This window comes from Streptomyces sp. NPDC002181, assembly GCF_042890485.1.
Classification (GTDB): domain Bacteria; phylum Actinomycetota; class Actinomycetes; order Streptomycetales; family Streptomycetaceae; genus Streptomyces.
Genome location: NZ_JBIASC010000004.1, coordinates 1 through 25,773 on the forward strand (window position 1 = coordinate 1; position 25,773 = coordinate 25,773).

18 protein-coding genes and 1 rRNA gene are annotated in these 25,773 nt (G+C 72.2%); 11 read left to right on the top strand and 8 right to left on the bottom strand.

Annotated elements, in window-relative coordinates; translation table 11 throughout:
- Positions 1-75: ribosomal RNA gene (rrf, locus tag ACFYXV_RS12425) — 5S ribosomal RNA — on the top strand; the annotation flags it as partial.
- A 330-nt stretch (positions 76-405) separates the two neighbouring features.
- Here rrf and ACFYXV_RS12430 read toward each other — a convergent pair.
- The 5 genes from ACFYXV_RS12430 to ACFYXV_RS12450 are packed head-to-tail and all read right to left on the bottom strand — an operon-like array spanning position 406 to position 5,896.
- Positions 406-1,716 (bottom strand): DUF58 domain-containing protein, encoded by a 1,311-nt coding sequence (locus tag ACFYXV_RS12430; protein ID WP_389382846.1) that lies wholly within the window; start codon positions 1,714-1,716, stop codon positions 406-408.
- Positions 1,716-2,678: an AAA family ATPase gene (locus ACFYXV_RS12435; RefSeq protein WP_383351801.1), complete on the bottom strand. Its 963-nt coding sequence runs from the start codon at positions 2,676-2,678 to the stop codon at positions 1,716-1,718. Before ACFYXV_RS12435 ends, ACFYXV_RS12430 begins: the two co-directional genes overlap by 1 nt.
- Complete coding sequence (locus tag ACFYXV_RS12440; protein ID WP_389382847.1) at positions 2,675-3,931, bottom strand: DUF4350 domain-containing protein; 1,257 nt, start codon at positions 3,929-3,931, stop codon at positions 2,675-2,677. Before ACFYXV_RS12440 ends, ACFYXV_RS12435 begins: the two co-directional genes overlap by 4 nt.
- Positions 3,928-4,608 (bottom strand): DUF4129 domain-containing protein, encoded by a 681-nt coding sequence (locus tag ACFYXV_RS12445; RefSeq protein ID WP_389382848.1) that lies wholly within the window; start codon positions 4,606-4,608, stop codon positions 3,928-3,930. The genes ACFYXV_RS12440 and ACFYXV_RS12445 overlap by 4 nt, the downstream gene beginning before the upstream one ends.
- 7 nt (positions 4,609-4,615) lie before the next feature.
- Complete coding sequence (locus ACFYXV_RS12450) at positions 4,616-5,896, bottom strand: hypothetical protein (RefSeq protein WP_385476347.1); 1,281 nt, start codon at positions 5,894-5,896, stop codon at positions 4,616-4,618.
- Positions 5,897-6,123: 227 nt separating this feature from the next.
- Between ACFYXV_RS12450 and mtrA the strand changes: the two genes are divergently transcribed.
- From mtrA to ACFYXV_RS12480, 6 genes are all read left to right on the top strand, one after another.
- Positions 6,124-6,813 carry a two-component system response regulator MtrA gene (gene mtrA, locus ACFYXV_RS12455; protein WP_189973359.1) on the top strand — a complete coding sequence of 230 codons (690 nt, stop codon included), beginning with the start codon at positions 6,124-6,126 and terminating at the stop codon, positions 6,811-6,813.
- A gap of 70 nt (positions 6,814-6,883) precedes the next feature.
- A complete protein-coding gene (mtrB, locus tag ACFYXV_RS12460) occupies positions 6,884-8,833 on the top strand; it encodes an MtrAB system histidine kinase MtrB (protein WP_389382849.1) in 1,950 nt (649 codons plus the stop codon).
- Positions 8,823-10,676 carry an LpqB family beta-propeller domain-containing protein gene (locus tag ACFYXV_RS12465; protein ID WP_389382850.1) on the top strand — a complete coding sequence of 618 codons (1,854 nt, stop codon included), beginning with the start codon at positions 8,823-8,825 and terminating at the stop codon, positions 10,674-10,676. Before mtrB ends, ACFYXV_RS12465 begins: the two co-directional genes overlap by 11 nt.
- A 145-nt stretch (positions 10,677-10,821) precedes the next feature.
- Complete coding sequence (locus tag ACFYXV_RS12470) at positions 10,822-11,574, top strand: ComF family protein (RefSeq protein ID WP_389382851.1); 753 nt, start codon at positions 10,822-10,824, stop codon at positions 11,572-11,574.
- A 262-nt stretch (positions 11,575-11,836) separates the two neighbouring features.
- Positions 11,837-12,532, top strand: a complete 696-nt coding sequence (hpf, locus tag ACFYXV_RS12475) for a ribosome hibernation-promoting factor, HPF/YfiA family (RefSeq protein ID WP_383351806.1) — start codon at positions 11,837-11,839, stop codon at positions 12,530-12,532.
- A gap of 198 nt (positions 12,533-12,730) precedes the next feature.
- The gene (locus tag ACFYXV_RS12480; protein WP_030161389.1) at positions 12,731-13,432 is read left to right on the top strand and encodes a response regulator transcription factor; all 702 of its coding nucleotides are present in this window, start codon (positions 12,731-12,733) and stop codon (positions 13,430-13,432) included.
- Positions 13,433-13,485: 53 nt separating this feature from the next.
- On the opposite strand, the gene ACFYXV_RS12485 is transcribed toward ACFYXV_RS12480, so the two are convergent.
- Both ACFYXV_RS12485 and ACFYXV_RS12490 read right to left on the bottom strand, forming a co-directional pair.
- Entirely contained in the window at positions 13,486-14,655 is a 1,170-nt protein-coding gene (locus tag ACFYXV_RS12485; RefSeq protein ID WP_385476360.1) for a winged helix-turn-helix domain-containing protein, read from the bottom strand.
- Between the two features lie 9 nt (positions 14,656-14,664).
- Positions 14,665-15,246 (bottom strand): GNAT family N-acetyltransferase, encoded by a 582-nt coding sequence (locus ACFYXV_RS12490; protein ID WP_389382852.1) that lies wholly within the window; start codon positions 15,244-15,246, stop codon positions 14,665-14,667.
- Positions 15,247-15,488: 242 nt separating this feature from the next.
- On the opposite strand from ACFYXV_RS12490, the gene secA reads away from it, so the two are divergent.
- Complete coding sequence (gene secA / locus ACFYXV_RS12495; protein WP_385476366.1) at positions 15,489-18,275, top strand: preprotein translocase subunit SecA; 2,787 nt, start codon at positions 15,489-15,491, stop codon at positions 18,273-18,275.
- Between the two features lie 164 nt (positions 18,276-18,439).
- Here the strand turns inward: secA and ACFYXV_RS12500 are convergent, their stop codons facing one another.
- A complete protein-coding gene (locus ACFYXV_RS12500; protein ID WP_389382853.1) occupies positions 18,440-18,829 on the bottom strand; it encodes an Rv3235 family protein in 390 nt (129 codons plus the stop codon).
- 366 nt (positions 18,830-19,195) lie between these two features.
- On the opposite strand from ACFYXV_RS12500, the gene ACFYXV_RS12505 reads away from it, so the two are divergent.
- From ACFYXV_RS12505 to ACFYXV_RS12515, 3 genes are all read left to right on the top strand, one after another.
- A complete protein-coding gene (locus ACFYXV_RS12505; protein WP_385477204.1) occupies positions 19,196-19,696 on the top strand; it encodes a DUF6912 family protein in 501 nt (166 codons plus the stop codon).
- Complete coding sequence (locus tag ACFYXV_RS12510) at positions 19,693-20,388, top strand: HAD family hydrolase (RefSeq protein WP_383341813.1); 696 nt, start codon at positions 19,693-19,695, stop codon at positions 20,386-20,388. Before ACFYXV_RS12505 ends, ACFYXV_RS12510 begins: the two co-directional genes overlap by 4 nt.
- 353 nt (positions 20,389-20,741) lie before the next feature.
- Positions 20,742-25,718 (top strand): NAD-glutamate dehydrogenase, encoded by a 4,977-nt coding sequence (locus ACFYXV_RS12515; RefSeq protein WP_385477208.1) that lies wholly within the window; start codon positions 20,742-20,744, stop codon positions 25,716-25,718.
- The last annotated feature ends 55 nt before the right edge of the window (positions 25,719-25,773 follow it).

The following is a 25,773-nucleotide window of genomic DNA, read 5'->3' on the forward strand; positions in this document are numbered from 1 at the left end:
AACCCGGAAGCTAAGCCTTTCAGCGCCGATGGTACTGCAGGGGGGACCCTGTGGGAGAGTAGGACGCCGCCGAACAATCATTGTGAAAAGCCCCGTACCGGGTATCCGGTACGGGGCTTTTTGCGTTTACGGGCCCGTTCGAGGCGGAAGCAGACCGGCTCAGCCTTTCCTCGTTGTTGAGGGCCATGACCTCGGGTGTCCGGGCCTCGATCTGGCGGCGCAGCCGCATCACGTTGAGCCCGTGCGCAGCTGTTGGGCTCGTCATCGTGAGTACGATCCCGCCGCTGGTCGTCTCCACCTTCCAGCGGTCTTCCTGGCGCTCGGCCAGCTCCGCGAGCTGCTCCGCGAAGGCGTGCATGCGGCGCAGCCGCTCGGGGGTGAGGCCGGTCATGGTAAATCCGGAGTCTAGAGGCGGCCTGCGGACTTCAGTGCCAGGTAGGCGTCCGCCAGGGCCGGGGCCAGGGTGTCCGGGGTGGCGTCGACGACGTGGACTCCGTGGCGGGACAGCTGGTCCGCCGTGCGGCGGCGGGCGGTCCGGGACTGGGTGCCGGCCGCGGCTTCGTAGACCGCGTCGAGCGTGCCGCGGGAGCGTGTCATCTCCTCGACCCGGGGGTCCGCCACCGAGGCCAGCAGGACCGTGTGGCGCTGCGTGAGGCGGGGGAGGAGCGGCAGCAGGCCCTCCTCGATCGGGGCCGCGTCGAGGCTCGTCAGAAGGACCACCAGGGACCGGCGCGGGGCGTTGCGGAGGATCGTGGAGACCAGCGTGCGGGCGTCGGTTTCGACGAGCTCCGGCTCCAGCGTGGCCATGGCTCCGACGAAGGCCGGGAGGATGTCACCGGCCGAGCGGCCCTGGACCTGGGCACGGGTGCGGCGGTCGTGGGCCAGCAGGTCGACGCGGTCGCCCGCGCGGGAGGCGAGGGCGGCCAGCAGCAGGGCGGCGTCCATGGCCGAGTCCAGGCGGGGGGCGTCGCCGACGCGGCCCGCCGAGGTGCGGCCGGTGTCGAGGCAGATCAGGATGTGCCGGTCGCGCTCCGGGCGCCAGGTGCGGACGGCGACCGTGTGGCGGCGGGCGGTGGCCCGCCAGTCGATGGAGCGGGTGTCGTCGCCGGGGACGTAGTCGCGGAGGCTGTCGAACTCGGTGCCCTCGCCGCGGGTCAGGACGCTGGTACGGCCGTCCAGTTCGCGCAGGCGGGCCAGGCGCGAGGGGAGGTGCTTGCGGCTGGTGAAGGGCGGCAGGACGCGGACCGTCCAGGGGACGGTGTGGGTACCCTGGCGGGCGAGCAGGCCGAGCGGCCCGTACGAGCGGATCGTGACGCGGTCGGCCTTGCGGTCCCCGCGGCGGGTGGGGAGCAGCCGGGTGGTGATGCGGCGGCGTTCGCCGGCCGGGATCACCAGGGTGTGGCGGGAGGCGCCGGTCTCGGTGCCCGGGAGCCAGCTGCTGGGCGGCCAGGCGTCGCGGATCCGGGCGCGCAGCGGGCGGCTGCCCGGGTTGGTGACGGTGAGGTGGACCTCGGCGGGTTCCCCGAGGCGGACGGAGGTGTCGCCCGAGCGGGTGAGGGTGAGCCGGCGGACCGGGGCGGCGAGGGCGTAGTCGGCGGCGCAGGCCAGGGCCAGGGCGCCGTTGACGGCGGCCATCCCCGTCCAGCTCGGTTCGAGGATGCCGACGGGAAGGCTGCCGAGGGCCGCCAGCAGGGCGGCGCGTCCGGTGAGGGCCATCAGCGCGGGACGGGGACGTGGGACAGGATCGCGGTGATGACGGCGTCGGCCGTGACGCCCTCCATCTCGGCCTCCGGACGCAGTTGGACGCGGTGGCGCAGCGTCGGCAGGGCGAGGGCCTTGACGTCGTCGGGGGTGACGTAGTCGCGGCCGGTGAGCCAGGCCCAGGCCCGGGCGGTGGCCAGCAGGGCGGTCGCGCCGCGCGGGGAGACGCCGAGGGTGAGGGACGGCGATTCGCGGGTGGCGCGGCAGACGTCGACGACGTAGCCGGTGATCTCCGGGGAGACGGAGACCTTGGCGACGGCCTCGCGGGCGGCTTCGAGTTCGGCTGCGCCGGCGACGGGGCGCACGCCCGCGGCCGCCAGGTCGCGGGGGTTGAAGCCGGCGGCGTGCCGGGTCAGGACGCCGATCTCGTCCTCGCGGGAGGGGAGGGGCACGGTGAGCTTGAGGAGGAAGCGGTCGAGCTGGGCCTCGGGGAGGGGGTAGGTGCCCTCGTACTCGACGGGGTTCATGGTGGCGGCGACGAGGAACGGCTCCGGCAGCCGTCGCGGGGTGCCGTCGACGGTGACCTGGCGCTCCTCCATGGCCTCCAGGAGGGAGGACTGGGTCTTGGGCGGGGTCCGGTTGATCTCGTCGGCGAGCAGGAGGTTGGTGAAGACCGGGCCGTTCTGGAAGGAGAACTCGGCGGTGCGGGCGTCGTAGACGAGCGAGCCGGTGACGTCGCTGGGCATCAGGTCGGGGGTGAACTGGACGCGCTTGGTGTCGAGTTCGAGGGAGGCGGCGAGGGCCCGTACGAGGAGGGTCTTGGCGACGCCGGGTACGCCTTCGAGGAGGACGTGGCCGCGGCACAGGAGGGCGACGACGAGGCCGGTGACGGCCGAGTCCTGGCCTACGACGGCCTTCCCGATCTCGGTGCGGATCGCTTCCAGGGAGGAGCGGGCGCTGTCCGTGGTGGCCGTCATGAGGTGCGGACCTCTCTTTCGAGGGCGTCGAGGTGGTCGGCGAGCGCGACGAGCGCCGCGTCGGTGGCGGGTGTGGTGCCGAAGAGGAGGCCGGGCAGGTCCGGCTGCCGCTCCGTCAGGCGGGCGGACACGGCCGGGAGCAGGGCCGCCGGGTCGTGGGCCTGGGCGGGCGGTACGCCGAGCAGGGCGGCCAGGCGTTCGCGGGTGGCGGCGCGCAGCACGGTGGCGGCGCGGTCCCGGGCTCCGGCCTTGCGGTAGAGGCGGGCGCGGCCCTCGGTGGTCTCGGAGGCGCGGATGGCGACGGGGAGCTTCTCGGTGACGAGGGGGCCGAGCCGGCGGGCGCGCCACAGGGCGGCGAGGACGGCGGCGGCGAACAGCTGGAGGAGGGCCCAGCTCCAGCCGTGGGGGAGGAGGTCGAGGAAGCTCTGCTCCTGGGCGGGGTCCTCGTCCTGGACGTCGGCGAGGGAGGGCAGGTACCAGACGAGGTCGGGGCGGGAGCCGAGGAGTTGGAGGGCCAGGGAGGCGTTGCCCTCGGAGGCCAGCTTCTTGTTGAGGAGGATCGTCTCGGAGCCGAGGATGACGGTGTCGCCGCCGGTGGTGCCGGTGGGGAGGACGAGGAGGGTGGGGTGGCCGCCGCTGGGGTAGCAGGCGGTGCCGGTGGCTCCGTCGGTGGTGTAGCGGTGGTCGCCGCCCGTGGCGGCGCGGCCGGCGGAGACGGCGGCGGGCAGGGTGCAGCCGGGGTCGAGGTCCTGGTCGAAGGCGGTGCCCTTGGTGCGGGCGGCCGGAGCCAGGTCGGGGAGGCTGAGGCTGCCGGGGGCGAGGAGGACGGTGCGGCCGCCGGAGAGGTCGATGGCGGAGCGGATGGCGCGGAGCCGGCTCTCGCCGAGCCGGTCGGGGTCGGTGACCAGCAGGGTGGTGCCGGGGCCGGCCGCGGCGGCGGCCTCGCGGGCGGTGGTGACGACGCGGGTGGTGACGCCGCGTGCCTGGAGCAGCTCGGCGACGGCCCGGCTGCCGTCGGGGTCGGCCGAGCGCGGGTCGAGCCGGCCGTGGCGGCTGCCGGAGGCGAGGGCTGCGAGGGTGACGGCGGCGACGGTCAGGATGCCGAGGCAGATCAGGAGGCCCCGGGTCCGTCGCCACACGGTGCGGGGGGTGGCGGCGGGGGCTGCCGTGCGGGCGTCTTCGCGGGCGGCGCGTACGGGGGTGGCGCGTACGGGGGTGGCGCGTACGGGGGTGGCCGGGTCCGGGGGCGTCATGAGGGGGTGCCCGTCAGGAGGGGCTTCGCGTGGGTCAGGGCGAGGTCCAGGGTCCGCAGGTGGGCGTACGTCTCGGCGTGGGCGGGGCGGCCGCCGTAGGTGACGTCGTCGAAGGCGCGGGCCGCCGTGCGGAGGGCTTCGGCGTGGCCGGGGAGGGAGGCGGCGGCTTCGGCGGCGGCCTCGTCGGCGGTGCGGCCGGGGCGCGGGTCGAGCACGGTGCGCTCCTCCAGGGAGCGGACGACGGCGCGCATGCGCTCCTGGACGGCTTCGGTCCAGCGGCCGGCGGCGGCGTGGGCCTCGGCGGCGGCGCGGTGGTCGGCGGCGCTGCGCAGGCCGTCGCCGAACAGGGCGGCCGCGCCGGTGGCGGTCCGGCGGGGGGAGCCGAGCCGCCACCACAGGGCGGCGACGGCCAGGGCGATGAGGACGGCGATGGCGATCAGGCCCAGGGTGCCGCCGGGGGCGGCGCCCGAGGCGTGGTCGAAGAGGTTGCCGACCCACTCCCAGAACCGGTCCAGGGCGCGCTGGAGCAGCCCCGGGTCGTCCTGGTGGTACATCGGCTTCGACAGTTCGCGTTCTGCCGCCTCGCGGGCGGGATCGCGCGGTGTGGTCACCGGCGGTTGCTCCGCGGCCGGCAGGAGCGCCGCGGAGCGCGTGATGAGGCCCCCCGTACTCATCATCGGCGCGTCAGCCCCCGGTCGGTGGTGCGGCCGGGTCCGAGCCGTAGTTCTCCAGGCCGGCCGCCCGGGCGAGCTCCAGGTCGAGGGCTTCGCGGCGGATGCGCTGGTCGACGTAGAGGAGGACGGTGACGCCCGACTGGATCGGCATGGTGATGGTCTGCGCGATGACCGCGCCGATCGCCGAGAGGATGAGGGCGGCCCAGCCGCTCGCGGCGGTGCCGTTCTCCAGGGCGGTCGGTCCGGCGTCGGCGAGGCCGATCGCGAGTCCGACGGCGGTCAGCGGCCAGACGATGACGGCCGAGACGAAGGTGGTGATGAGGCCGGTCAGGGCGGTGATGCCGAAGATGCGCCACCAGGATCCCTGGACGAGCCGGGAGGAGCGGCGCAGCGAGGTGGCGACGCTGCTCTTCTCCAGCATCAGCGCGGGCGAGGCCAGGCTGAACTTGATGCCGAGCCAGAGCAGGAGCGGGAGGGCGACGAAGCCGCCGAGGAGGCCGACGGCGATGTTGCCCATGGCGATGCCGGGCGCGATCAGGATGCCGACGAGGAGGGCGCCGCCGATGCCCAGCAAGAGGGTCAGCCCGAGCAGGCGGAGCAGCTGGGGGCGGGCCTCGCGCCAGGCGGTGCCGATGGTGGAGCCGTGGCCGAGCACGGCGCGGCTGAAGATCATCGTGAGCATGGCGGTGGCCACGATGGTGCCGATGAGCTGGATGAACCCGTTCGCGACGAGGGCGAGCATGCTGCCGCCGAGGGTGTCGACGAGCTCGCGCACGCTCGGTTCCGCGTCGGAGGTGACGGGGAGGTCGGAGAGCGTGTACTTCTGCACGAGCACGCTGATGACCTGCACGACGGTGGCCACGACGAGGGTGATCGGCAGGACCGAGCGCCAGTGGCTGCGCATGGTGGCGACGGCGCCGTCGAGGATCTCGCCGAGGTCCAGGGGACGCAGCGGGATCACGCCGGGCTTTGCGGCCGGGGGCTTGCCCCACTGGCCGGGGGCGCCGGCGGATCCGTACGGGCCGGGACGGCCCTGGCCGCCCTGGGGGCCCGCGTACGATCCCCAGCCCGTGCCCGGCTGCTGCTGGGGCTGCTGGGGCGGGGTCGGGGGTGCCTGGGGGCTGCCGGGGCTGGACCACTCGCCGGGCGGCGGCTGCTCGGCGGACCACTTCGGCCCGCCGGCGGGGGGCGGCTGCGCGCCCCCGGCGGCGCCCTGGCCTTCGGGGGTGCCCGGCTGCTCGCCGTCGGACGGGGAGGGTCCGGGCGCGGCCCAGCCCGGGGAGTCGTTCATCGTCGCTCCTTCACGTGCACTGCGGGGGCCGTTCGGCTGCCCATCGTGCCACGCGGGAACGTGGAGCGGACCGGCCGTCCCCCCGGATCCCCGGCAGCCCGCGCCTTCAATTGTCGCCCGGATCCGGGGCAGACTGGTCGCTCTGATCTCCACGCAGGTCCGAGGGGCGAATTCCAGCCCTTTTGGCTGTGGGACAGCTCACCGCCAGGTAACGATTGGCTAATGGGATGATGTCAAGCATGAAGGGACGAGTCCTTGTCGTCGACGACGACACCGCGCTGGCCGAGATGCTCGGCATTGTGCTGCGTGGAGAAGGTTTTGAGCCGTCGTTCGTAGCTGACGGTGACAAGGCACTGGCTGCCTTCCGCGAGGCGAAGCCGGATCTCGTGCTGCTCGACCTCATGCTGCCCGGACGGGACGGCATAGAGGTCTGCAGACTGATCCGGGCCGAATCAGGCGTGCCGATCGTCATGCTCACCGCGAAGAGTGACACGGTGGACGTGGTCGTGGGCCTGGAGTCCGGGGCCGACGACTACATCGTCAAGCCGTTCAAGCCGAAGGAGCTGGTCGCCCGCATCCGGGCCCGCCTGCGCCGGTCGGAGGAGCCCGCGCCCGAGCAGCTGGCCATCGGTGACCTGGTCATCGACGTGGCCGGGCACTCGGTCAAGCGCGACGGCGCCTCGATCGCCCTGACCCCGCTCGAGTTCGACCTGCTGGTCGCCCTCGCGCGCAAGCCCTGGCAGGTGTTCACCCGCGAGGTGCTGCTGGAGCAGGTCTGGGGCTACCGGCACGCGGCGGACACCCGCCTGGTCAACGTGCATGTGCAGCGGCTGCGCTCCAAGGTCGAGAAGGACCCGGAGCGCCCCGAGATCGTCGTGACGGTGCGCGGTGTCGGCTACAAGGCCGGACCGAGCTGACGTGCCGCCCGGCAAGCCCCGCAGCGGCTCCCGCCGAGGAGTCCTGAGGGGAGGCCGGCAGCTCCGTCAGATGGCCGACGGAGCGCCCGGCGGCCCGGTGCTGCGGTTGTTCGTACGCCTCGTACGACGACCGCTGCTTCCGGCTGTCCGGCTGTGGCGGCGCAACATCCAGCTGCGCGTGGTGGCCGCGACGCTGCTGATGTCGCTGGCCGTGGTCCTCGCGCTCGGTTTCGTGGTGATCGCCCAGGTCAGCAAGGGGCTCCTCGACGCCAAGGAGGAGGCCGCGCAGAGCCAGGCCGCGGGCGGGTTCGCCGTCGCGCAGGAGAAGGCCAACACGCCCTCGACGGTGGACGGGCCCGACGCGACCGACAACAAGGTCGGGCGGGACGCCAGTACCTGGATGAACTCGCTGGTCAAGCAGCTCGCCAGCGGCGGCCAGACCGCCTTCGAGGTGGTCGCCCTCGGTGCCGGCCCCGACGCGGGCGGGCAGCCGAGCGGGCCGTTCGTCTCGGGCGTCAAGGGTGCCCGCGCCTCCGGGAACGTGGACCCGACCGCGAGCGTCCCCGCGGCGCTGCGCCGGGACGTCAACCACGCGACCGGCACTTTCAAGACCTTCTCGCAGATCCGGTACACCGCCGGGTCCGGGGACAAGGCGCCCGAGCCCGCGCTGGTCGTGGGCAAGCGGCTCACCGACATCAACGGGGACCCGTACGACCTGTACTACCTCTTCCCGCTCACGCAGGAGGAGGAGTCCCTCAACCTCATCAAGGTCACCATCGCCACCGCGGGCGTGTTCGTGGTCGTGCTGCTCGGCGCGATCGCCTGGCTCGTCGTACGGCAGGTCGTGACGCCCGTGCGGATGGCCGCCGGGATCGCCGAGCGGCTCTCGGCCGGGCGGCTCCAGGAGCGGATGAAGGTCACCGGCGAGGACGACATCGCCCGTCTGGGCGAGGCCTTCAACAAGATGGCGCAGAACCTCCAGCTCAAGATCCAGCAGCTGGAGGACCTGTCGCGGATGCAGCGCCGGTTCGTCTCCGACGTCTCGCACGAGCTGCGCACGCCGCTGACGACCGTACGGATGGCAGCCGATGTCATCCACGACGCCCGGGTCGACTTCGACCCGATCACCGCCCGCTCCGCCGAGCTGCTCGCGGGCCAGCTCGACCGCTTCGAGTCGCTGCTCGCGGACCTGCTGGAGATCAGCCGGTTCGACGCGGGGGCCGCGGCCCTGGAGGCGGAGCCGATCGACCTGCGGGAGGTCGTACGCCGGGTCATCGACGGCGCCGAGCCGCTCGCCGAGCACAAGGGCACCCGGATCCGGGTGCTGGGCGACACCCAGCCCGTCATAGCCGAGGCGGACTCCCGGCGTGTGGAGCGGGTGCTGCGCAACCTCGTCGTCAACGCGGTGGAGCACGGCGAGGGCCGCGACGTGGTGGTCCGGCTCGCTTCGGCGGGCGGGGCCGTGGCCGTGGCCGTACGGGACTACGGGGTCGGGCTCAAGCCCGGCGAGGCCACCCGCGTCTTCAACCGCTTCTGGCGGGCCGACCCGGCCCGGGCGCGGACGACGGGCGGTACGGGTCTGGGCCTGTCCATCGCCGTCGAGGACGCGCGGCTGCACGGCGGCTGGCTCCAGGCGTGGGGGGAGCCGGGCGGCGGCTCGCAGTTCCGGCTGACCCTGCCGCGGACCGCCGACGAGCCGCTGCGCGGGTCGCCGATCCCGCTGGAGCCGGAGGATTCCCGGTCCAACCGGGCCAGGGCCGCGGCCGAGGCCGCGGGCTCGAAGGCGTCCCGGAAGGCTTCCGAGAGCCCGGGCCGGGTCGACCGGTCGCCGATACCGCCGAGGTCGGCGATGGCCGGCGCGCTGCCGGTGCCCGCGGACCCGACGGCCCTGCCGGGCAGCGGGGCGCGCGTCGTGGCGCGCCCGGCCGACCCCGACCAGGGGGCGGACCAGGCGGCGGCCGAGCGCTCCGCCGCCGAGCAGTCAGCAGCAGCACAGGAGGATGGCGCAGGTGGACGCTGAGCCCGCACGGGTGCGCAGGGACGGCCGCCGCAGGTGGCGGACGGTGCGGGCGTACGCCTTCGGGGCGGCCGGGCTGCTGCTGGCGGGCTGCGCCTCCATGCCCGACCACGGTGAGATCCGCGAGGTGAAGGCCTCGCAGGGCGTGGACTCGCAGGTCCGGGTGTTCGGGGTGCCGCCGGCCGACAAAGCCGGTCCCGCCGACATCGTCGACGGCTTCCTGGAGGCCATGACCAGCGACGACCCGCAGCTCCAGACGGCGCGCAAGTACCTCACGGAGGAGGCGGCGAAGAACTGGAAGCCCGGTTCGGCCGTCACGGTGCTCTCCGCGGGCATCGACCGGTTCTCCGTGGGCAACGAGAAGGACGCCCCGGGTCCCCGCTGGAAGATGACCGGCAAGAAGCTGGCGACGGTGGACGAGCGCAGCGCGTACCAGCCGGAGCCCGCGGGCGGGCGGTACGAGGAGTACCTCCAGCTGGTCCAGGAGAACAAGCAGTGGCGGATCGCGACGCCGCCGAGCGGCCTCGTGCTCAGCGAGTCGGACTTCCAGCGCATCTACATGCCGGTCAACAAGTACTACTTCGCGGGCGGCGGCCTCGTCGCCGACCCCGTGTACGTGCGCCAGCGCAGCGATCCCGACTCGCGGATGGACCCGACCACGCAGACCGTGCAGTCGCTGCTGGCCGGCCCGTCCAAGTGGCTGGGTCCCGTGGTCACTTCGAGCTTCCCGACCGGCACCGAACTGCGCGAGGGCACCAAGTCCCTCGCGTTCGACGGGCAGAACGTGCTGAAGGTGCCGCTCAACGACAAGGTCGACAACGTCGCGCAGCCGCAGTGCGAGAAGATGGCCGCGCAACTCATGTACACGGTGCAGGACCTGACGTCCTCCCGGATGTCGCGGGTCGATCTGCTGCGCTCGGACCGGTCCTCGCTGTGCTCGGTGACCGACGCGACCGCGGCGACGATCGCCCACCGGCCGGGCCCGCCGGAGTACCAGTACTACATCGACAGCGAGAACCGGTTCGTCCGGATGAAGCTCGACGTCACGGGTGAGGACCAGCAGTACCGGCCCGAGCAGGTGCCGGGGCCGCTGTCCCCGAGCGCAGGGAACCCCGGGTTCAAGGTCGGCTCCGCGGCCGTCTCGTACGACGAGAAGCGCGCGGCGGTGGTGTCCGAGGACGGGCAGGGGCTGTACCTGGTGAACCTGACGACGGCCGGGCCCATGCCCGCGCCGGTGCTCAGCGGCAAGGGCGCCAAGCCGAACGGGCTGGGCGCGCCGAGCTGGGACGCGGCGGGCGATCTGTGGGTCGCGGACCAGGATCCGCAGAATCCGGCGCTGTACCGGGTGCCGGGCGGGACCGGGGCCCCGCAGAAGATCGACGTGGCCGGTCTCGACGGCGGGCGGATCACCGCGCTGAAGGCGTCGCCGGACGGGGTGCGGATCGCGCTGCTGGTGCAGTCGGGGAACAGCAAGAAGCTGTACATCGGGCGGATCGAGCGGTCCGAGGGCAAGGGGGACGCGGCGCCGGTGTCGGTGCGCGAGCTGCGTCCGGCGGCCCCGCAGATGGCGAGCGTGACGGCGCTGAGCTGGGCGCCGCGCGGCCGGCTGCTGGTGGTGGGCCGGGAGAACGGCGGGGTCGTGCAGGCCCGGTACATGCTGGCCGACGGGTCGATGGTCGCGGCGAGCCTGCCCGGGGCGACGGGGCTGGACGCGGTCGCGGCGACGGAGGACGAGAAGAAGCCGGTGGTCGCGCACTCGGACGAGGACGGGATCGTGTGGCTGCCGCCGGGGGCGCAGTGGCGCACGGTGGCGCCCGGCGGCCGGGCTCCGGTCTACCCGGGCTGACCCGGCTCTCCTCTGCCCTGGCCGATCCGGCTCCTCTGCCCGGTCCGGCCCGGCGCCTGTGCCCTGGCCGAGCCGGCTTCCCGAGGTCGTCCCACGTTGTCCACAGGGGTGGCGGGGCGGGTGGGCGGCCCGGCACAGTGGGCGGATGCGGGGGTGGTGGCAGGAGCTCGCCGGGCTGGTCCTGCCGCCCGCCTGCGGCGGCTGCGGGGCCGCCCGGGTGCTGTTGTGCGCCGGCTGCGCGCAGGCGCTGAGCGGGGCCGCGGCGGGCCGTGTGAACCCCTCTCCGCGGCCCGCGGGGCTGCCCGCGGTGTATGCGGCCGCCGCGTACGAGGGGGCGGTGCGGGAGGTCGTACTCGCGCACAAGGAGCGCGGGGCGCTGCCACTGGCCGGGCCGCTCGGTGCCGCGCTGGCCGCTGCTGTGGGCGGGGCCGCCGGCGCGGGAGCGGCCGGGGTGGGGGCGGGGCAGGAGCTGCTCCTCGTACCCGTGCCCTCGGCGCGCAGGCAGGTGCGGGCGCGCGGGCACGATCCGGCGCGCAGGATCGCCCTGGCGGCCGCGGGACGGCTGCGGGGGGCCGGTGTTCGCGCGCGGGTGGTGTGCGTACTGCGCCAGGTCCGGCCGGTGGCCGATCAGGCGGGCCTGGGGGCCCGGGAGCGCCGGGAGAACCTGGCGGGTGCGCTGGGGGTCCTCGGCGGGGGCGCGGTGCGGTTTCCGGCCGCCGCCCGGATCGTGCTGGTGGACGACTTGATCACCACCGGAGCCACGCTCGCGGAGGCGGCCCGGGCGCTGCGGGCGGCGTCGGCGGGACCGGTGGCGGGGGCCGCGGTGGTCGCCGCTCCGACAGGATCCTTCGTACGAAATCGGTCGACAACCCGTACAGAGCAACGCTCTTGTGAATAGATTTGGAACTGTTGGGGAAGGCGCATCGTTGCAGGTAGTAAGAGAGAACAGCCACCTGAACGGAGGTACGGTCCGGTAGCGGGTGCCGACAACCGGCATGGAGGGATATGTTCGGTTGTAAGGAACTGGCGAGTCCTGGCCACACGCACCGGATCGGGAGGTGAATGTCGCCAAGTCCGTGGCTCCGGTGTTCACCGGGGCCTGGTGCGAAAGGGAGACGCTTCGCCCCATGAGGCGGAGCTATCCGGGAACGGAGTTCTGCGTGGACATCGTCGTCAAGGGCCGCAAGACCGAGGTGCCCGAGCGGTTCCGCAAGCACGTGGCCGAGAAGCTGAATCCCGAGCGGATCCAGAAGCTCGACGCCAAGGTGATCAGCTTGGACGTCGAGGTGTCCAAGGAGCACAACCCGCGCCAGGCCGACCGTTCCGACCGCGTGGAGATCACCCTGCGTTCGCGGGGCCCCGTGGTCCGTGCCGAAGCCGCCGCCACCGACCCGTACGCGGCGCTCGACCTGGCACAGGAGAAGCTGGAAGCGCAGCTGCGCAAGCAGCACGACAAGCGCTACACCCGCCGTGGCAACGGCCGGCTCTCGGCGGCCGAGGTCGCCGACGTCGTTCCGGGCGTGGCCCGGCTCAACGGCAGCGGCCAGCCGGTCACGGAAGAGCCGGGGGACGCGATCCCGACCACTCGGATCGGATCGCTGGAAGTGCAGGGCGAAGGCCCGCTCATCGTCCGCGAGAAGACGCACTCGGCGGCGCCCATGCCGCTCGACCAGGCGCTGTACGAAATGGAACTGGTCGGCCACGACTTCTATCTGTTCGTCGACTCCGACACCAAGATGCCGAGCGTCGTCTACCGGCGCCACGGCTATGACTACGGCGTGATCCACCTCAATGCCGACGAGGCTTCCAGCTCGGCCGAGCCGGGTGCCGGCGCGGGTGGAGCGCTCGGCGGCTGATGCCGCGTCCTGATTTTCGGTGAAAGCCCCCGGGGATGCCGCGGCGTCCCCGGGGGCCTCTGTATGACCCGTATACGCCAGGTGGCCGTCGAGTGCTCCCCTCCGGGTGGCGCGGGCATGGAATCATGGCGGGCAGTCAACCGGCCGGGGTTCCCGTGCGGTTGACCCGGCAGCTCGGTACATGCAGGGGGAGGAACGATGGCGGACAGCTTCGGGCCGGTGCGCGGTGATGACGGCGGCGAGCCGATCCGGGTGCTCGTCGTCGACGATCACGCCTTGTTCCGGCGCGGGCTGGAGATCGTCCTCGCGCAGGAGGAGGACATCCAGGTCGTCGGCGAGGCGGGGGACGGCGCGGAGGCGGTGGACAAGGCGGCGGACCTGCTGCCGGACATCGTGCTCATGGACGTGCGGATGCCCCGGCGCGGTGGGATCGAGGCGTGCACCTCGATCAAGGAGGTGGCCCCCTCCGCGAAGATCATCATGTTGACGATCAGCGACGAGGAGGCGGACCTCTACGACGCGATCAAGGCGGGGGCCACCGGGTACCTCCTGAAGGAGATCTCCACCGACGAGGTGGCGACGGCGATCCGCGCGGTGGCCGACGGGCAGTCGCAGATCAGCCCGTCGATGGCCTCGAAGCTCCTGACCGAGTTCAAGTCGATGATCCAGCGGACGGACGAGCGGCGGCTCGTGCCGGCGCCGCGGCTGACGGACCGCGAGCTGGAGGTGCTCAAGCTCGTGGCGACCGGGATGAACAACCGCGACATCGCGAAGGAGTTGTTCATCTCCGAGAACACCGTGAAGAACCACGTCCGCAACATCCTGGAGAAGCTCCAGCTGCACTCCAGGATGGAGGCCGTGGTCTACGCGATGCGGGAGAAGATCCTGGAGATCCGCTGAGGCCGGAGATCCGCTGAGGTCAGAGGCCTGCTGAAGTCAGAGGTCTGCCGAGGTCAGAGGTCCGCCAGCTCCGCCGTGACGGCGGCGGCCTCCTGCGCGGAGCCCGCGCGCTCGACGCGGACGGCCTCGCAGCCGACCCACCCGGCCGCCTCGCGCAGCGCCTCGGCCATGGGGCGGGCCGCCTTGGGTGTGGTCAGGGACAGCTGGCGGGCCACCAGCGTGCGGCCCTCGCGGGCCGGGTCGACCCGGCCCTGCAGCCGCCCGCCCGCCAGCAGCGGCATCGCGAAGTACCCGTGTATCCGCTTGGGCTTGGGGACGTACGCCTCCAGCCGGTGAGTGAAACCGAAGATCCGCTCCGTGCGCGGCCGGTCCCAGACCAGGGAGTCGAACGGGGAGAGCAGGGTGGTGCGGTGGCGGCCGCGCGGCGCCGTCGCCAGCGCGGCGGGGTCGGCCCAGGCCGGCTTCGCCCAGCCCTCGACCTCGACGGGGACCAGCCCCGAATCGGCGATCACCGCGTCGACCTGCTCGCCCTTGAGGCGGTGGTAGTCCGCGATGTCGGCGCGGGTGCCCACGCCCAGGCTCTGTCCGGCCAGCGCCACCAGGCGGCGCAGGCACTCGCGGTCGTCCAGGTCGTCGTGGAGCAGCGCGTCCGGCACCGCCCGCTCGGGCAGGTCGTAGACCCTCTTCCAGCCGCGGCGCTCGGTGCAGACCACCTCGCCGGTGTCCAGCAGCCACTCCACCGCGATCTTGGTCTCGGACCATTCGAACCACTCGCCGCCGTTCTTGGCGCCGCCCAGCTCCGTCGAGGTCAGCGGTCCGTCGGCCTTGAGGCGGTCCAGGACCGCGCGCGTCGAGCGCTCCTTGTCCTGGAGGATGTGCCAGCGGTGGCCGCGGGCCCGGCGGGAGCGGCGCCGGAACGCGAAGTGCGGCCACTCCTCGATCGGCAGGATGCAGGCCGCGTGCGACCAGTACTCGAAGGCGTGGCCGCCCGACCAGTACGCCGACTCCACCGCGGGCCGGCCCACCGCGCCCAGGCGCGCGTACGGGATCAGCTCGTGCGAGCGGGCCAGTACGGAGATGGTGTCCAGCTGGACGGCGCCCAGGTGCCGCAGCACGCCCCGCACACCGCCCCGGCGGTCGGGCGCCCCGAGGAAGCCCTGCGCGCGCAGGGCGATCCGGCGCGCGTCGTCGGCGGACAGGGACACGGAGGCAGCGGGCGTCATGTCTGCAGCCTAGGGGTGGCCACCGACACCGGGCAGGTACGGCAGTGAGGGGGACAGGCCCAGGTCCGCGGGGAGCAGGGCGCCGATCCAGGAGTCCCGGGCGGTGCCGCCCCGCAGCACCGCGGCCCGCAGGACGCCCTCGAAGCGGAAGCCGGCCTTCTCCGCCACGGCCCGGGAGCCCGTGTTGCCGACCTCCGCACGCCATTCCAGCCGTACCGCGCCCACCTCGGTGAAGGCCCAGCGGGAGACGGCGGCGACGGCCTCGGCCATGTAGCCGCGGCCCCGGTGCTCCTTGGCCGCCCAGTACCCGATCTCGTACGAACCCTGCCCGCGCCCGTGCACGCCGACGGCCGCCACCAGCGGGCCGTCCTCCCCGAGGCGCACCGCGAAGCTGTACGCCGTGTCCTCGCGCCAGCCGGCGGGGACGGTCTCCAGGACGAATCCGCGGGCGTGCTCGCGCGAGTAGGGGGAGGGGACCATCGTCCAGCGCTGGATCTCCGGGTCCTGCACCGCGGTGTACACCTCCTCCTCGTCGGAGGGGACGAAGGGGCGCAAACGCAGTCGGGCCGTGTGCAGTGTCGTGGGCTCCATGTACGGATTCTGCGGGGCCGGGGCGGGTCGGGCGAGCAGTTTTCGGGCAAGACGTGTCGGGGACACCGGCACCTTCCGGGTACCTCGTACGTTCTCCTTCAGGGCACCCGTGCCCTGCGGGATACGGCGGGCCTCCCGGCGCGGCCGCGTCCTCGCTTACGATGGCCGTTGCGGTGGGGCCCACCCTCCGTGCCCGTGTACGAACCAGTGCCCAGGCCCGACCGGCAAGGAGACAAACCTCGGTGTCCGTCTTCAACAAGCTCATGCGTGCAGGCGAAGGCAAGATCCTGCGCAAACTGCACCGCATCGCGGACCAGGTCAACTCCATCGAAGAGGACTTCGTCAACCTCTCCGACGCCGAGTTGCGGGCGCTCACGGACGAGTACAAGCAGCGCTACCAGGACGGCGAGAGCCTGGACGACCTGCTGCCCGAGGCGTTCGCGACCGTCCGCGAGGCCGCCAAGCGCGTCCTCGGCCAGCGGCACTACGACGTCCAGATCATGGGCGGTGCCGCGCTGCACCTCGGTTATGTCGCCGAGATGAAGACCGGTGAGGGCAAGACCCTCGTCGGCACGCTCCCCGCATACCTGAACGCACTGTCCGGCAAGGGCGTCCACCTGATCACGGTGAACGACTACCTCGCCGAGCGCGACTCCGAGATGATGGGCCGGGTGCACAAGTTCCTCGGTCTCGAGGTCGGCTGCATCCTGGCGAACATGTCCCCGGCCCAGCGCCGGGAGCAGTACGGCAGCGACATCACGTACGGCACGAACAACGAGTTCGGCTTCGACTACCTGCGCGACAACATGGCGTGGTCGCAGGACGAGCTCGTCCAGCGCGGCCACAACTTCGCCGTGGTCGACGAGGTCGACTCGATCCTGGTCGACGAGGCCCGCACCCCGCTGATCATCTCCGGCCCGGCCGACCAGGCCACGAAGTGGTACGCCGACTTCGCGAAGCTGGTCACCCGCCTGAAGAAGGGCGAGCCCGGCGAGCCCCTCAAGGGCATCGAGGAGACCGGCGACTACGAGGTCGACGAGAAGAAGCGCACCGTCGCCATCCACGAGGCCGGTGTCGCCAAGGTCGAGGACTGGCTCGGCATCGAGAACCTCTACGAGTCGGTGAACACCCCGCTCGTCGGCTACCTGAACAACGCCATCAAGGCGAAGGAACTGTTCAAGAAGGACAAGGACTACGTCGTCATCGACGGCGAAGTCATGATCGTCGACGAGCACACCGGCCGTATCCTCGCCGGCCGCCGCTACAACGAGGGCATGCACCAGGCGATCGAGGCGAAGGAAGGGGTGGACATCAAGGACGAGAACCAGACCCTCGCCACGATCACCCTTCAGAACTTCTTCCGCCTCTACTCCAAGCTGTCGGGCATGACCGGTACGGCCATGACCGAGGCCGCCGAGTTCCACCAGATCTACAAGCTCGGCGTCGTCCCGATCCCGACCAACCGCGACATGGTCCGCAAGGACCAGCCGGACCTGATCTACCGGACCGAGGTCGCGAAGTTCGCCGCCGTCGTCGACGACATCGCGGAGAAGCACGAAAAGGGCCAGCCGATCCTCGTCGGCACCACCTCGGTCGAGAAGTCCGAGTACCTCTCGCAGCAGCTCTCCAAGCGGGGCATCCCGCACGAGGTGCTCAACGCGAAGCAGCACGAGCGCGAGGCCTCGATCGTCGCCCAGGCCGGCCGCCGCGGCGCCGTCACGGTCGCCACGAACATGGCCGGCCGCGGTACCGACATCAAGCTCGGCGGCAACCCGGACGACCTCGCCGAGGCCGAGCTGCGCCAGCAGGGCCTGGACCCGGAAGAGCACATCGAGCAGTGGGCGCACGCGCTGCCCGCCGCGCTGGAGCGCGCCGAGGCGGCCGTGAAGGCCGAGTTCGAAGAGGTCAAGTCGCTCGGCGGGCTGTACGTGCTGGGCACCGAGCGCCACGAGTCGCGCCGTATCGACAACCAGCTGCGCGGCCGCTCCGGCCGTCAGGGCGACCCGGGCGAGTCCCGGTTCTACCTGTCGCTGGGCGATGACCTGATGCGCCTGTTCAAGGCGCAGATGGTCGAGCGCGTCATGTCGATGGCGAACGTGCCGGACGACGTGCCGATCGAGAACAAGATGGTGACGCGCGCGATCGCGTCCGCCCAGTCGCAGGTCGAGACCCAGAACTTCGAGACGCGCAAGAACGTCCTGAAGTACGACGAGGTCCTCAACAGCCAGCGCGAGGTCATCTACGGCGAGCGCCGCCGGGTCCTTGAGGGCGAGGACCTGCACGAGCAGGTGCGCTTCTTCATGGACGACACGATCGACGCGTACATCGCGGCCGAGACGGTCGAGGGCTTCGCCGAGGAGTGGGACCTGGACCGGCTGTGGGGCGCCTTCAAGCAGCTCTACCCGATCAAGGTCACGGTCGCCGAGCTGGAGGACGCGGCGGGCGACCGCGCGGGCATCACCGCCGAGTTCATCGCGGAGTCCGTCAAGGACGACATCCACGAGCAGTACGAGGCGCGCGAGAAGGCGCTCGGCTCCGACATCATGCGCGAGCTGGAGCGGCGCGTGGTCCTGTCGGTGCTGGACCGCAAGTGGCGCGAGCACCTGTACGAGATGGACTACCTGCAGGAGGGCATCGGCCTGCGGGCGATGGCCCAGAAGGACCCGCTGGTCGAGTACCAGCGCGAGGGCTTCGACATGTTCAACGCCATGATGGAGGGCATCAAGGAGGAGTCCGTCGGCTACCTGTTCAACCTGGAGGTCCAGGTCGAGCAGCAGGTCGAGGAGGTTCCGGTGCAGGACGCGCCTTCGCTGACCAAGGAGCCGGCGGGCGCGCGTCCGGAGATCCGCGCCAAGGGCCTGGACGCCCCGCAGCGGCCGGACCGGCTGCACTTCTCGGCCCCGTCGGTGGACGGGGAGGGCGGGGTCGTCGAGGGCGACTTCGACGCCGACGAGGCGGGTGACGGCATGACGCGCGCCGAGCGCCGCAAGGCGCAGAAGGCCGCGGGCGGCCGCCGCCGCAAGAAGTGACCCACGCCCGTACGGGCACCCCCGCCGGGGCCGGACACCATCACGGTGTCCGGCCCCGGCGCCGTTGTGCGGGGGCAGGGGCGAGCCGGGTGAGTGCCCGGTGGACCGGCCCCGGGTGAGTGCCCGGCGGACCGGCCCCCGGACGCCGCGGTTGCGCCAGATCGTCATGCGAGGGGGGCCATTTCGATGGCCGCGCAGCGCCAGCGGAGGTCCGGGCCCTGTTCCAGGCGGAAGGCCATCGCCGAGACGCGGTCGCCCGTCGTGATGCGGGCGAAGGCCTCGATGACGCCGGGGCCGGGGTGGAAGCGGCCGCACCGGCGCAGGACGGGGCGCAGGCGCTCTCGCAGGGGGCCCGCCGGGGCCAGGGTGACCAGCTGGTCGTAGGCCGGGCCGATGGTGTGGCCCAGCAGCGAGTGGACGGGGCGCTGGCCGCTGACCACCGCGAGCAGCCGCTCGGCGAACCAGTCGTGCGGGCCGCGCGGGGTGCGGGGGCCGTGGGGGTGGCGCTGGTCGTGGCGGCCGGGGGGCCGGGTGGTGTTCCTGGTCCTGGTCATGGCGGTCGTCCCCGAGAAGTCCGGGCCCGGAGCGCGAGGCGGTACCGGGCGGTAACTTGGTAGGGGACTTCTACGGTCCGTGACCACCCTTCGCAACGACGCCCGCGGGGCCCGGACGGGCCGGGCCGGTTCACCTATCCGGGTGGGTGCCGTGCGGCCCCGGGCCGGTCCGGGCGCCGGCGGGAGCGTGCGGTGGACGGAGTCCGGCCGCGGCCCGGCACCCCGAAGGGGGACGCCGCCCGTCACCCACCGGAGTCCGGTACGCCTTGCGGAGCCGGGAGGGGGCCGGTACCGCGGGGAGGCCGCCGCGACGCTCGGGGTCGGTCGTATCCTGGGGGCGTTTCCGACTACCGAAAGCAGCCGGCCATGCGCGTGTACGTCCCCCTGACCCTCCCCGGGCTCGCCGAGGCGCACAAGGCGGGTGAGCTGGGCCCCGCCCCGCTGCGGGCGTACGCCGTCACCCCCGGGCTGCGCGAGTGGTACGTGTCGGACGACATCGAGGAGCTGGAGTACGCGGCCCTCGGGCGCGCCGCCGCCGCTTCCCTGCGCCTGCTCGCCGGGGACGACGGGGCTCCGCGCAAGCGCGTCGTCGTCGCCGTCGACGTGGACGACAAGGCCGCCGCCGCGACGCCCGGAGTGGACGAGGCCACCCTGGGCCAGGTGACCCTGGCGGCGGCCGTACGGCTCTCCGTGGCCGCCGCCGTGCACGTGGACGCCGACGACGCCCTGGACGACGTGACGGCCGCCGCCGCCGCTCTGGAGGCGGCGGACGCCGGGGACGACGACGCGCGGTTCACCGTGGACGGCGCCGAGGACCACGAACTGCTGTGGTTCGGCGTCCAGGAGATCCCGGGGCTGCTGAAGTGAACGCTCCCCTCACCCCCGGCGTCGCCGCAGTCGCCTCCGTCCACATAGTCTGGGACTGGAACGGCACCCTCCTGCACGACATCGACGCCGTCATCGCCGCCACCAACGCCTCCTTCGCCGAGTTCGGCTTCGCGCCGATCACGCTGGAGCGCTACCGCGAGCTGTACGTCGTACCGGTGCCGAAGTTCTACGAGCGGCTGATGGGCCGGCTGCCCACCGAAGCCGAGTGGGAGGTCATGGACGAGACCTTCCACCGCCACTACTGGGCCGCGGCCGACAGCGCCGGGCTCACCGAGGGGGCCCGCGAGCTCCTGCGCGACTGGCAGGCGGACGGGCGCACGCAGTCCTTGCTCTCCCTCGCGCCCCACGAGAAGCTCGTACCCCTCGTGCAGGCCCACGGCATCGACCGCCACTTCCTGCGCGTCGACGGCCGGATCGGCCCCTCGCACACCAGCAAGGCAGGACATCTCGTACGCCATATGGCGGCACTGGAGCAGACGGGTGTGAGTGCCACCCGTACGGTCCTGGTGGGCGACGCGGTCGACGACGCCCTGGCGGCCCGGCACATCGGTGCGAAGGCCGTCCTCTACACCGGCGGTTCGCACAGCCGGCGCAGTCTGGAATCGGCAGGGGTCGAGGTCGTCGACACCCTGGCAGAGGCCGTATCCGCTGCTCGCCGACTGGCCGAATAAATACGCCCTGAATATGACCCCGTCACTGCGCACATCGTCAAAGTTCGAGACCTGCTTTTGTACAGATCCAGCGCGTGACGGACAGGGGGTCCGTCGAGATAGCCTGGTACCCGTGATCAGCGCGATAGTCATCGGAGGCGTCGCAGCCTCCGGCCTGCGCCCGGCGCACGACCGTGCCCGGGCCTTCGCTGATCCCTGCCGCCGGGAGCCCCAGCCGATCATGGCCAGTTCCCTCCCGGCCGGCTCTCTCCACGGCGCAGCGCCGGTCCCCAGCGGTCACCCCGCATCACGGCGCCACGCCATTCCTTCCTTCACCTACGTCACGCAATGGCGCGCGACAGGAGCCAGAGGACATGCAGACCAAGCTGGACGAAGCAAAGGCCGAGCTGCTCGCGCGGGCGGCACGGGTAGCTGAGCACAGCCCGGCCGGGGGGCTACTTCCGACTGGGTCCGAGCAGGGGGAGCGTCCCGACCGGGACACCACTCTCGCCTACCTCCAGCGCTACTACCTGCACACCGCCCCAGAGGACCTCCTGGACCGGGACCCGGTCGACGTGTTCGGGGCAGCCCTCTCCCACTACCGGCTCGCCGAGACCCGGCCGCAGGGCACCGCGAACGTGCGCGTGCACACCCCGACGGTCGAGGAGAACGGGTGGACCTCCAGCCACTCCGTCGTCGAGGTCGTCACCGACGACATGCCGTTCCTCGTGGACTCCGTCACGAACGAGCTGTCCCGCCAGAACCGCGGCATCCACGTCGTGATCCACCCCCAGGTCGTCGTCCGCCGTGACGTCACCGGCAAGCTGATCGAGATCCTCGGTCCCGACTGCGACGCGCACGGCCCCAAGACCGCGCGCCCCCACGACTCCCTCGTCGAGTCCTGGATCCACGTCGAGACCGACCGCGAGACCGACCGCGCCGACCTCAAGCAGATCACCGACGACCTGCGCCGCGTCCTGTCCGACGTCCGCGAGTCCGTCGAGGACTGGGAGAAGATGCGCGACGCCGCGCTGCGCATCGCCGACGAGCTCCCGAACGAGCCGACCGCCCCCGACCTGCGCGAGTACGAGCAGGAAGAGGCCCGCGAGCTGCTGCGCTGGCTCGCCGACGACCACTTCACCTTCCTCGGCTACCGCGAGTACGACCTCGTCGACGGCGACGCCCTGTCCGCGGTGCCCGGCACCGGCCTCGGCATCCTGCGCTCCGACCCGCACCACAGCGGCCAGGAGGACGCCCACCCCGTCTCGCCGTCCTTCAACCGGCTGCCGGACGACGCCCGCGCCAAGGCCCGCGAGCACCGCCTGCTGGTGCTGACCAAGGCCAACAGCCGCGCCACCGTGCACCGCCCCTCCTACCTCGACTACGTCGGCGTCAAGAAGTTCGACGCCGAGGGCAACGTCGTCGGCGAGCGCCGCTTCCTCGGCCTGTTCTCCTCCGCCGCGTACACCGAGTCGGTGCGCCGCGTCCCGGTCATCCGCCGCAAGGTCGCCGAGGTCCTCGACGGGGCCGGCTTCTCGCCGAACAGCCACGACGGCCGCGACCTGCTCCAGATCCTGGAGACCTACCCGCGCGACGAGCTGTTCCAGACCCCGGTCGACAAGCTCCGCGAGATCGCCACCTCCGTCCTGTACCTGCAGGAGCGCCGCCGGCTGCGCCTGTACCTGCGCCAGGACGAGTACGGGCGCTACTACTCGGCGCTCGTCTACCTGCCGCGCGACCGCTACACCACCGGCGTGCGGCTGCGCCTGATCGCGATCCTCCAGGAGGAGCTCGACGGCAGCAGCGTCGACTTCACCGCGTGGAACACCGAGTCGATCCTGGCCCGCATCCACTTCGTCATTCGCGTCCCGCAGGGCAAGGACCTGCCGGTCCTGACCGACGGCGACGTCGAGCGCATCGAGGCCCGCCTCGTCGAGGCCGCCCGCTCCTGGGCCGACGGCTTCAGTGACGCCCTGGTCTCCGAGGTGGGCGAGGAGCGCGCCGCCGAGCTGCTGCGCAAGTACGGCACCTCCTTCCCCGAGGGCTACAAGGCCGACCACAAGCCGCGCGCGGCCGTGGCCGACCTGTGCCACCTGGAGCGGCTCTCCGCCAGCGACCGCGAGTTCGCGCTCTCGCTGTACGAGCCGGTCGGCGCGGGCCCCGGCGAGCGCCGCTTCAAGATCTACCGCACCGGTGAGCAGGTCTCGCTGTCCGCGGTCCTGCCCGTGCTCCAGCGCCTGGGCGTCGAGGTCACCGACGAGCGCCCGTACGAGCTGCGCTGCAGCGACCGCACCAACGCGTGGATCTACGACTTCGGCCTGCGGATGCCGCTGCCCGCGGGCAACGGCGACGCCACGCTGAGCTACCTCGGCGACGACGCCCGCGAGCGCTTCCAGGACGCCTTCGCCGCGGTCTGGCAGGGCGACGCCGAGAACGACAACTTCAACACCCTGGTGCTGTCCGCCGGGCTCACCTGGCGCCAGGCCGTGGTGCTGCGCGCGTACGCGAAGTACCTGCGCCAGGCCGGCGTGAACTTCAGCCAGGACTACATGGAGGACACCCTCCGCAACAACGTCCACACCACCCGGCTGCTGGTCTCGCTCTTCGAGGCCCGGATGTCGCCCGGCCGCCAGTCCGCCGGCACCGAGCTCATCGACGCCATGCTGGAGGAGCTGGACGGGGCCCTGGACCAGGTCGCCTCGCTCGACGAGGACCGGATCCTGCGGTCCTTCCTCACCCTCATCAAGGCGACCCTGCGCACGAACTTCTTCCAGCTGAACGACGCGGGCGAGCAGCACTCCTACGTGTCGATGAAGTTCGACCCGCAGGCCATCCCGGAGCTCCCGGCGCCTCGCCCGGCGTACGAGATCTGGGTGTACTCCCCGCGCGTGGAGGGCGTCCACCTGCGCTTCGGCAAGGTGGCCCGAGGCGGCCTGCGCTGGTCCGACCGCCGCGAGGACTTCCGTACGGAGATCCTCGGCCTGGTCAAGGCGCAGATGGTCAAGAACACCGTCATCGTGCCGGTCGGCGCCAAGGGCGGCTTCGTCGCCAAGAACCTGCCGGACCCGTCGGTGGACCGCGACGCCTGGCTCGCCGAGGGCATCGCCTCGTACAAGATCTTCATCTCGGCGCTGCTCGACATCACCGACAACATGGTCGGCGGCGAGGTCGTGCCGCCGAACGGCGTGGTCCGCCACGACGAGGACGACACCTACCTCGTCGTCGCCGCCGACAAGGGCACCGCGACCTTCTCCGACATCGCCAACGGCGTCGCCGAGGCGTACGGCTTCTGGCTGGGCGACGCGTTCGCCTCGGGCGGCTCGGCCGGCTACGACCACAAGGGCATGGGCATCACCGCCCGCGGCGCCTGGGAGTCCGTCAAGCGGCACTTCCGCGAGCTGGGCCACGACACGCAGACCGAGGACTTCACGGTCGTCGGCGTCGGCGACATGTCCGGCGACGTGTTCGGCAACGGCATGCTGCTCTCCGAGCACATCCGCCTGGTCGCAGCCTTCGACCACCGCCACATCTTCATCGACCCGAACCCGGACGCGGCGACCTCGTACGCCGAGCGCCGGCGCCTGTTCGACCTGCCGCGCTCCTCGTGGGCCGACTACAACGCGGAGCTGCTCTCCGCGGGCGGCGGCGTGCACCCGCGCAGCGCGAAGGCCATCCCGGTCAACGCGCAGATGCGCGCGGCCCTCGGCATCGAGGCGGGCGTCACCAAGATGACCCCCGCCGACCTGATGCAGACCATCCTCCAGGCCCCCGTGGACCTGGTGTGGAACGGCGGCATCGGCACGTACGTCAAGGCGTCGACCGAGACGCACACCGACGTCGGCGACAAGGCCAACGACGCCATCCGCGTCAACGGCGCGGACGTCCGGGCCAAGGTGATCGGCGAGGGCGGCAACCTGGGCCTGACCCAGCTCGGCCGCATCGAGTTCGCCCGGATCGGCGCCGGCGGCGAGGGCGGCAAGGTCAACACCGATGCCATCGACAACAGCGCGGGCGTGGACACCTCCGACCACGAGGTGAACATCAAGATCCTGCTGAACGCGGTCGTCGCGGACGGGGACATGACCGTCAAGCAGCGCAACAAGCTGCTGGCCGAGATGACCGACGAGGTCGGCCACCTGGTGCTGCGCAACAACTACGCGCAGAACACGGCCCTGGCCAACGGCACCTCCCAGGCCCCCAGCCTGCTCCACGCGCAGCAGCGCTTCATGCGCCGCCTGGAGGCGGCCGGCCGGCTGGACCGGGGCATCGAGTTCCTGCCCACCGACCGGCAGATCCGCGAGCTGCTGGGCTCGGGCAAGGGGCTGACCCAGCCGGAGCTGGCCGTGCTCTTCGCCTACACCAAGATCACGGTGGCGGACGAGCTCATCGCCACCGAGCTGCCGGACGACCCGTACCTGCGCCGCCTGCTGCACGCGTACTTCCCGGGCGCCCTGCGCGCGAAGTTCCCGGAGCAGATCGACGCGCACGCGCTGCGCCGCGAGATCATCACGACGCTGCTGGTCAACGACACCGTCAACACCGGTGGTTCGACGTTCCTGCACCGTCTGCGCGAGGAGTCCGGAGCCTCCACGGAGGAGATCGTGCGGGCGCAGCTCGCGGCCCGCGAGATCTTCGGCCTGGCCGGGGTGTGGGACGCGGTCGAGTCGCTGGACAACAAGGTCGCGGCGGACGTCCAGACCCGGGTGCGGCTGCACTCGCGCCGCCTGGTCGAGCGCGGCACCCGCTGGCTGCTCAACAACCGCCCGCAGCCGCTCCAGATCACCGAGACGATCGAGCTGTTCTCCGACCGGGTCGCCCAGGTCTGGGCCGAGCTGCCCAAGCTGGTGCGCGGCGCGGACCTGGAGTGGTACCAGTCGATCATGGACGAGCTGATCGGCGAGGGCGTTCCGGAGGAGCTGGCGGCCAAGGTCGCCGGGTTCTCCTCGGCCTTCCCGACGCTCGACATCGTCGCGATCGCGGACCGCACCGGGGTCAACCCGCTGGACGTCGCCGAGGTGTACTACGACCTCGCCGACCGCCTGCAGATCACCCAGCTGATGGACCGGATCATCGAGCTGCCGCGGTCCGACCGCTGGCAGTCGATGGCCCGCGCCTCCATCCGCGAGGACCTGTTCGCGGCGCACGCGGCGCTGACCGCCGACGTGCTGGCGGTGGGCAACGGCGACTCGACTCCCGAGGACCGCTTCAAGGCCTGGGAGGACAAGAACGCGGCGATCATCAGCCGGGCGCGGACGACCCTGGACGAGATCCGGGGTTCGGACGACTTCGACCTGGCGAACCTGTCGGTCGCGATGCGGACGATGCGTTCGCTGCTGAGGACGCACGCCTAGTCCCCGCGGTGCGGTGACGACAGGGCGGCCCCGGGACCCGATGGTCCCGGGGCCG

Bases quoted from the DNA above. Each gene is read 5' to 3' on its own strand.
- ACFYXV_RS12430 (WP_389382846.1), bottom strand. From the start codon at position 1,716: ATGGCCCTCACCGGACGCGCCGCCCTGCTGGCGGCCCTCGGCAGCCTT.
- ACFYXV_RS12435 (WP_383351801.1), bottom strand. From the start codon at position 2,678: ATGACGGCCACCACGGACAGCGCCCGCTCCTCCCTGGAAGCGATCCGC.
- ACFYXV_RS12440 (WP_389382847.1), bottom strand. From the start codon at position 3,931: ATGACGCCCCCGGACCCGGCCACCCCCGTACGCGCCACCCCCGTACGC.
- ACFYXV_RS12445 (WP_389382848.1), bottom strand. From the start codon at position 4,608: ATGATGAGTACGGGGGGCCTCATCACGCGCTCCGCGGCGCTCCTGCCG.
- ACFYXV_RS12450 (WP_385476347.1), bottom strand. From the start codon at position 5,896: ATGAACGACTCCCCGGGCTGGGCCGCGCCCGGACCCTCCCCGTCCGAC.
- mtrA (WP_189973359.1), top strand. From the start codon at position 6,124: ATGATGTCAAGCATGAAGGGACGAGTCCTTGTCGTCGACGACGACACC.
- mtrB (WP_389382849.1), top strand. From the start codon at position 6,884: ATGGCCGACGGAGCGCCCGGCGGCCCGGTGCTGCGGTTGTTCGTACGC.
- ACFYXV_RS12470 (WP_389382851.1), top strand. From the start codon at position 10,822: ATGCGGGGGTGGTGGCAGGAGCTCGCCGGGCTGGTCCTGCCGCCCGCC.
- ACFYXV_RS12480 (WP_030161389.1), top strand. From the start codon at position 12,731: ATGGCGGACAGCTTCGGGCCGGTGCGCGGTGATGACGGCGGCGAGCCG.
- ACFYXV_RS12485 (WP_385476360.1), bottom strand. From the start codon at position 14,655: ATGACGCCCGCTGCCTCCGTGTCCCTGTCCGCCGACGACGCGCGCCGG.
- ACFYXV_RS12490 (WP_389382852.1), bottom strand. From the start codon at position 15,246: ATGGAGCCCACGACACTGCACACGGCCCGACTGCGTTTGCGCCCCTTC.
- ACFYXV_RS12500 (WP_389382853.1), bottom strand. From the start codon at position 18,829: ATGACCAGGACCAGGAACACCACCCGGCCCCCCGGCCGCCACGACCAG.
- ACFYXV_RS12505 (WP_385477204.1), top strand. From the start codon at position 19,196: ATGCGCGTGTACGTCCCCCTGACCCTCCCCGGGCTCGCCGAGGCGCAC.
- ACFYXV_RS12515 (WP_385477208.1), top strand. From the start codon at position 20,742: ATGCAGACCAAGCTGGACGAAGCAAAGGCCGAGCTGCTCGCGCGGGCG.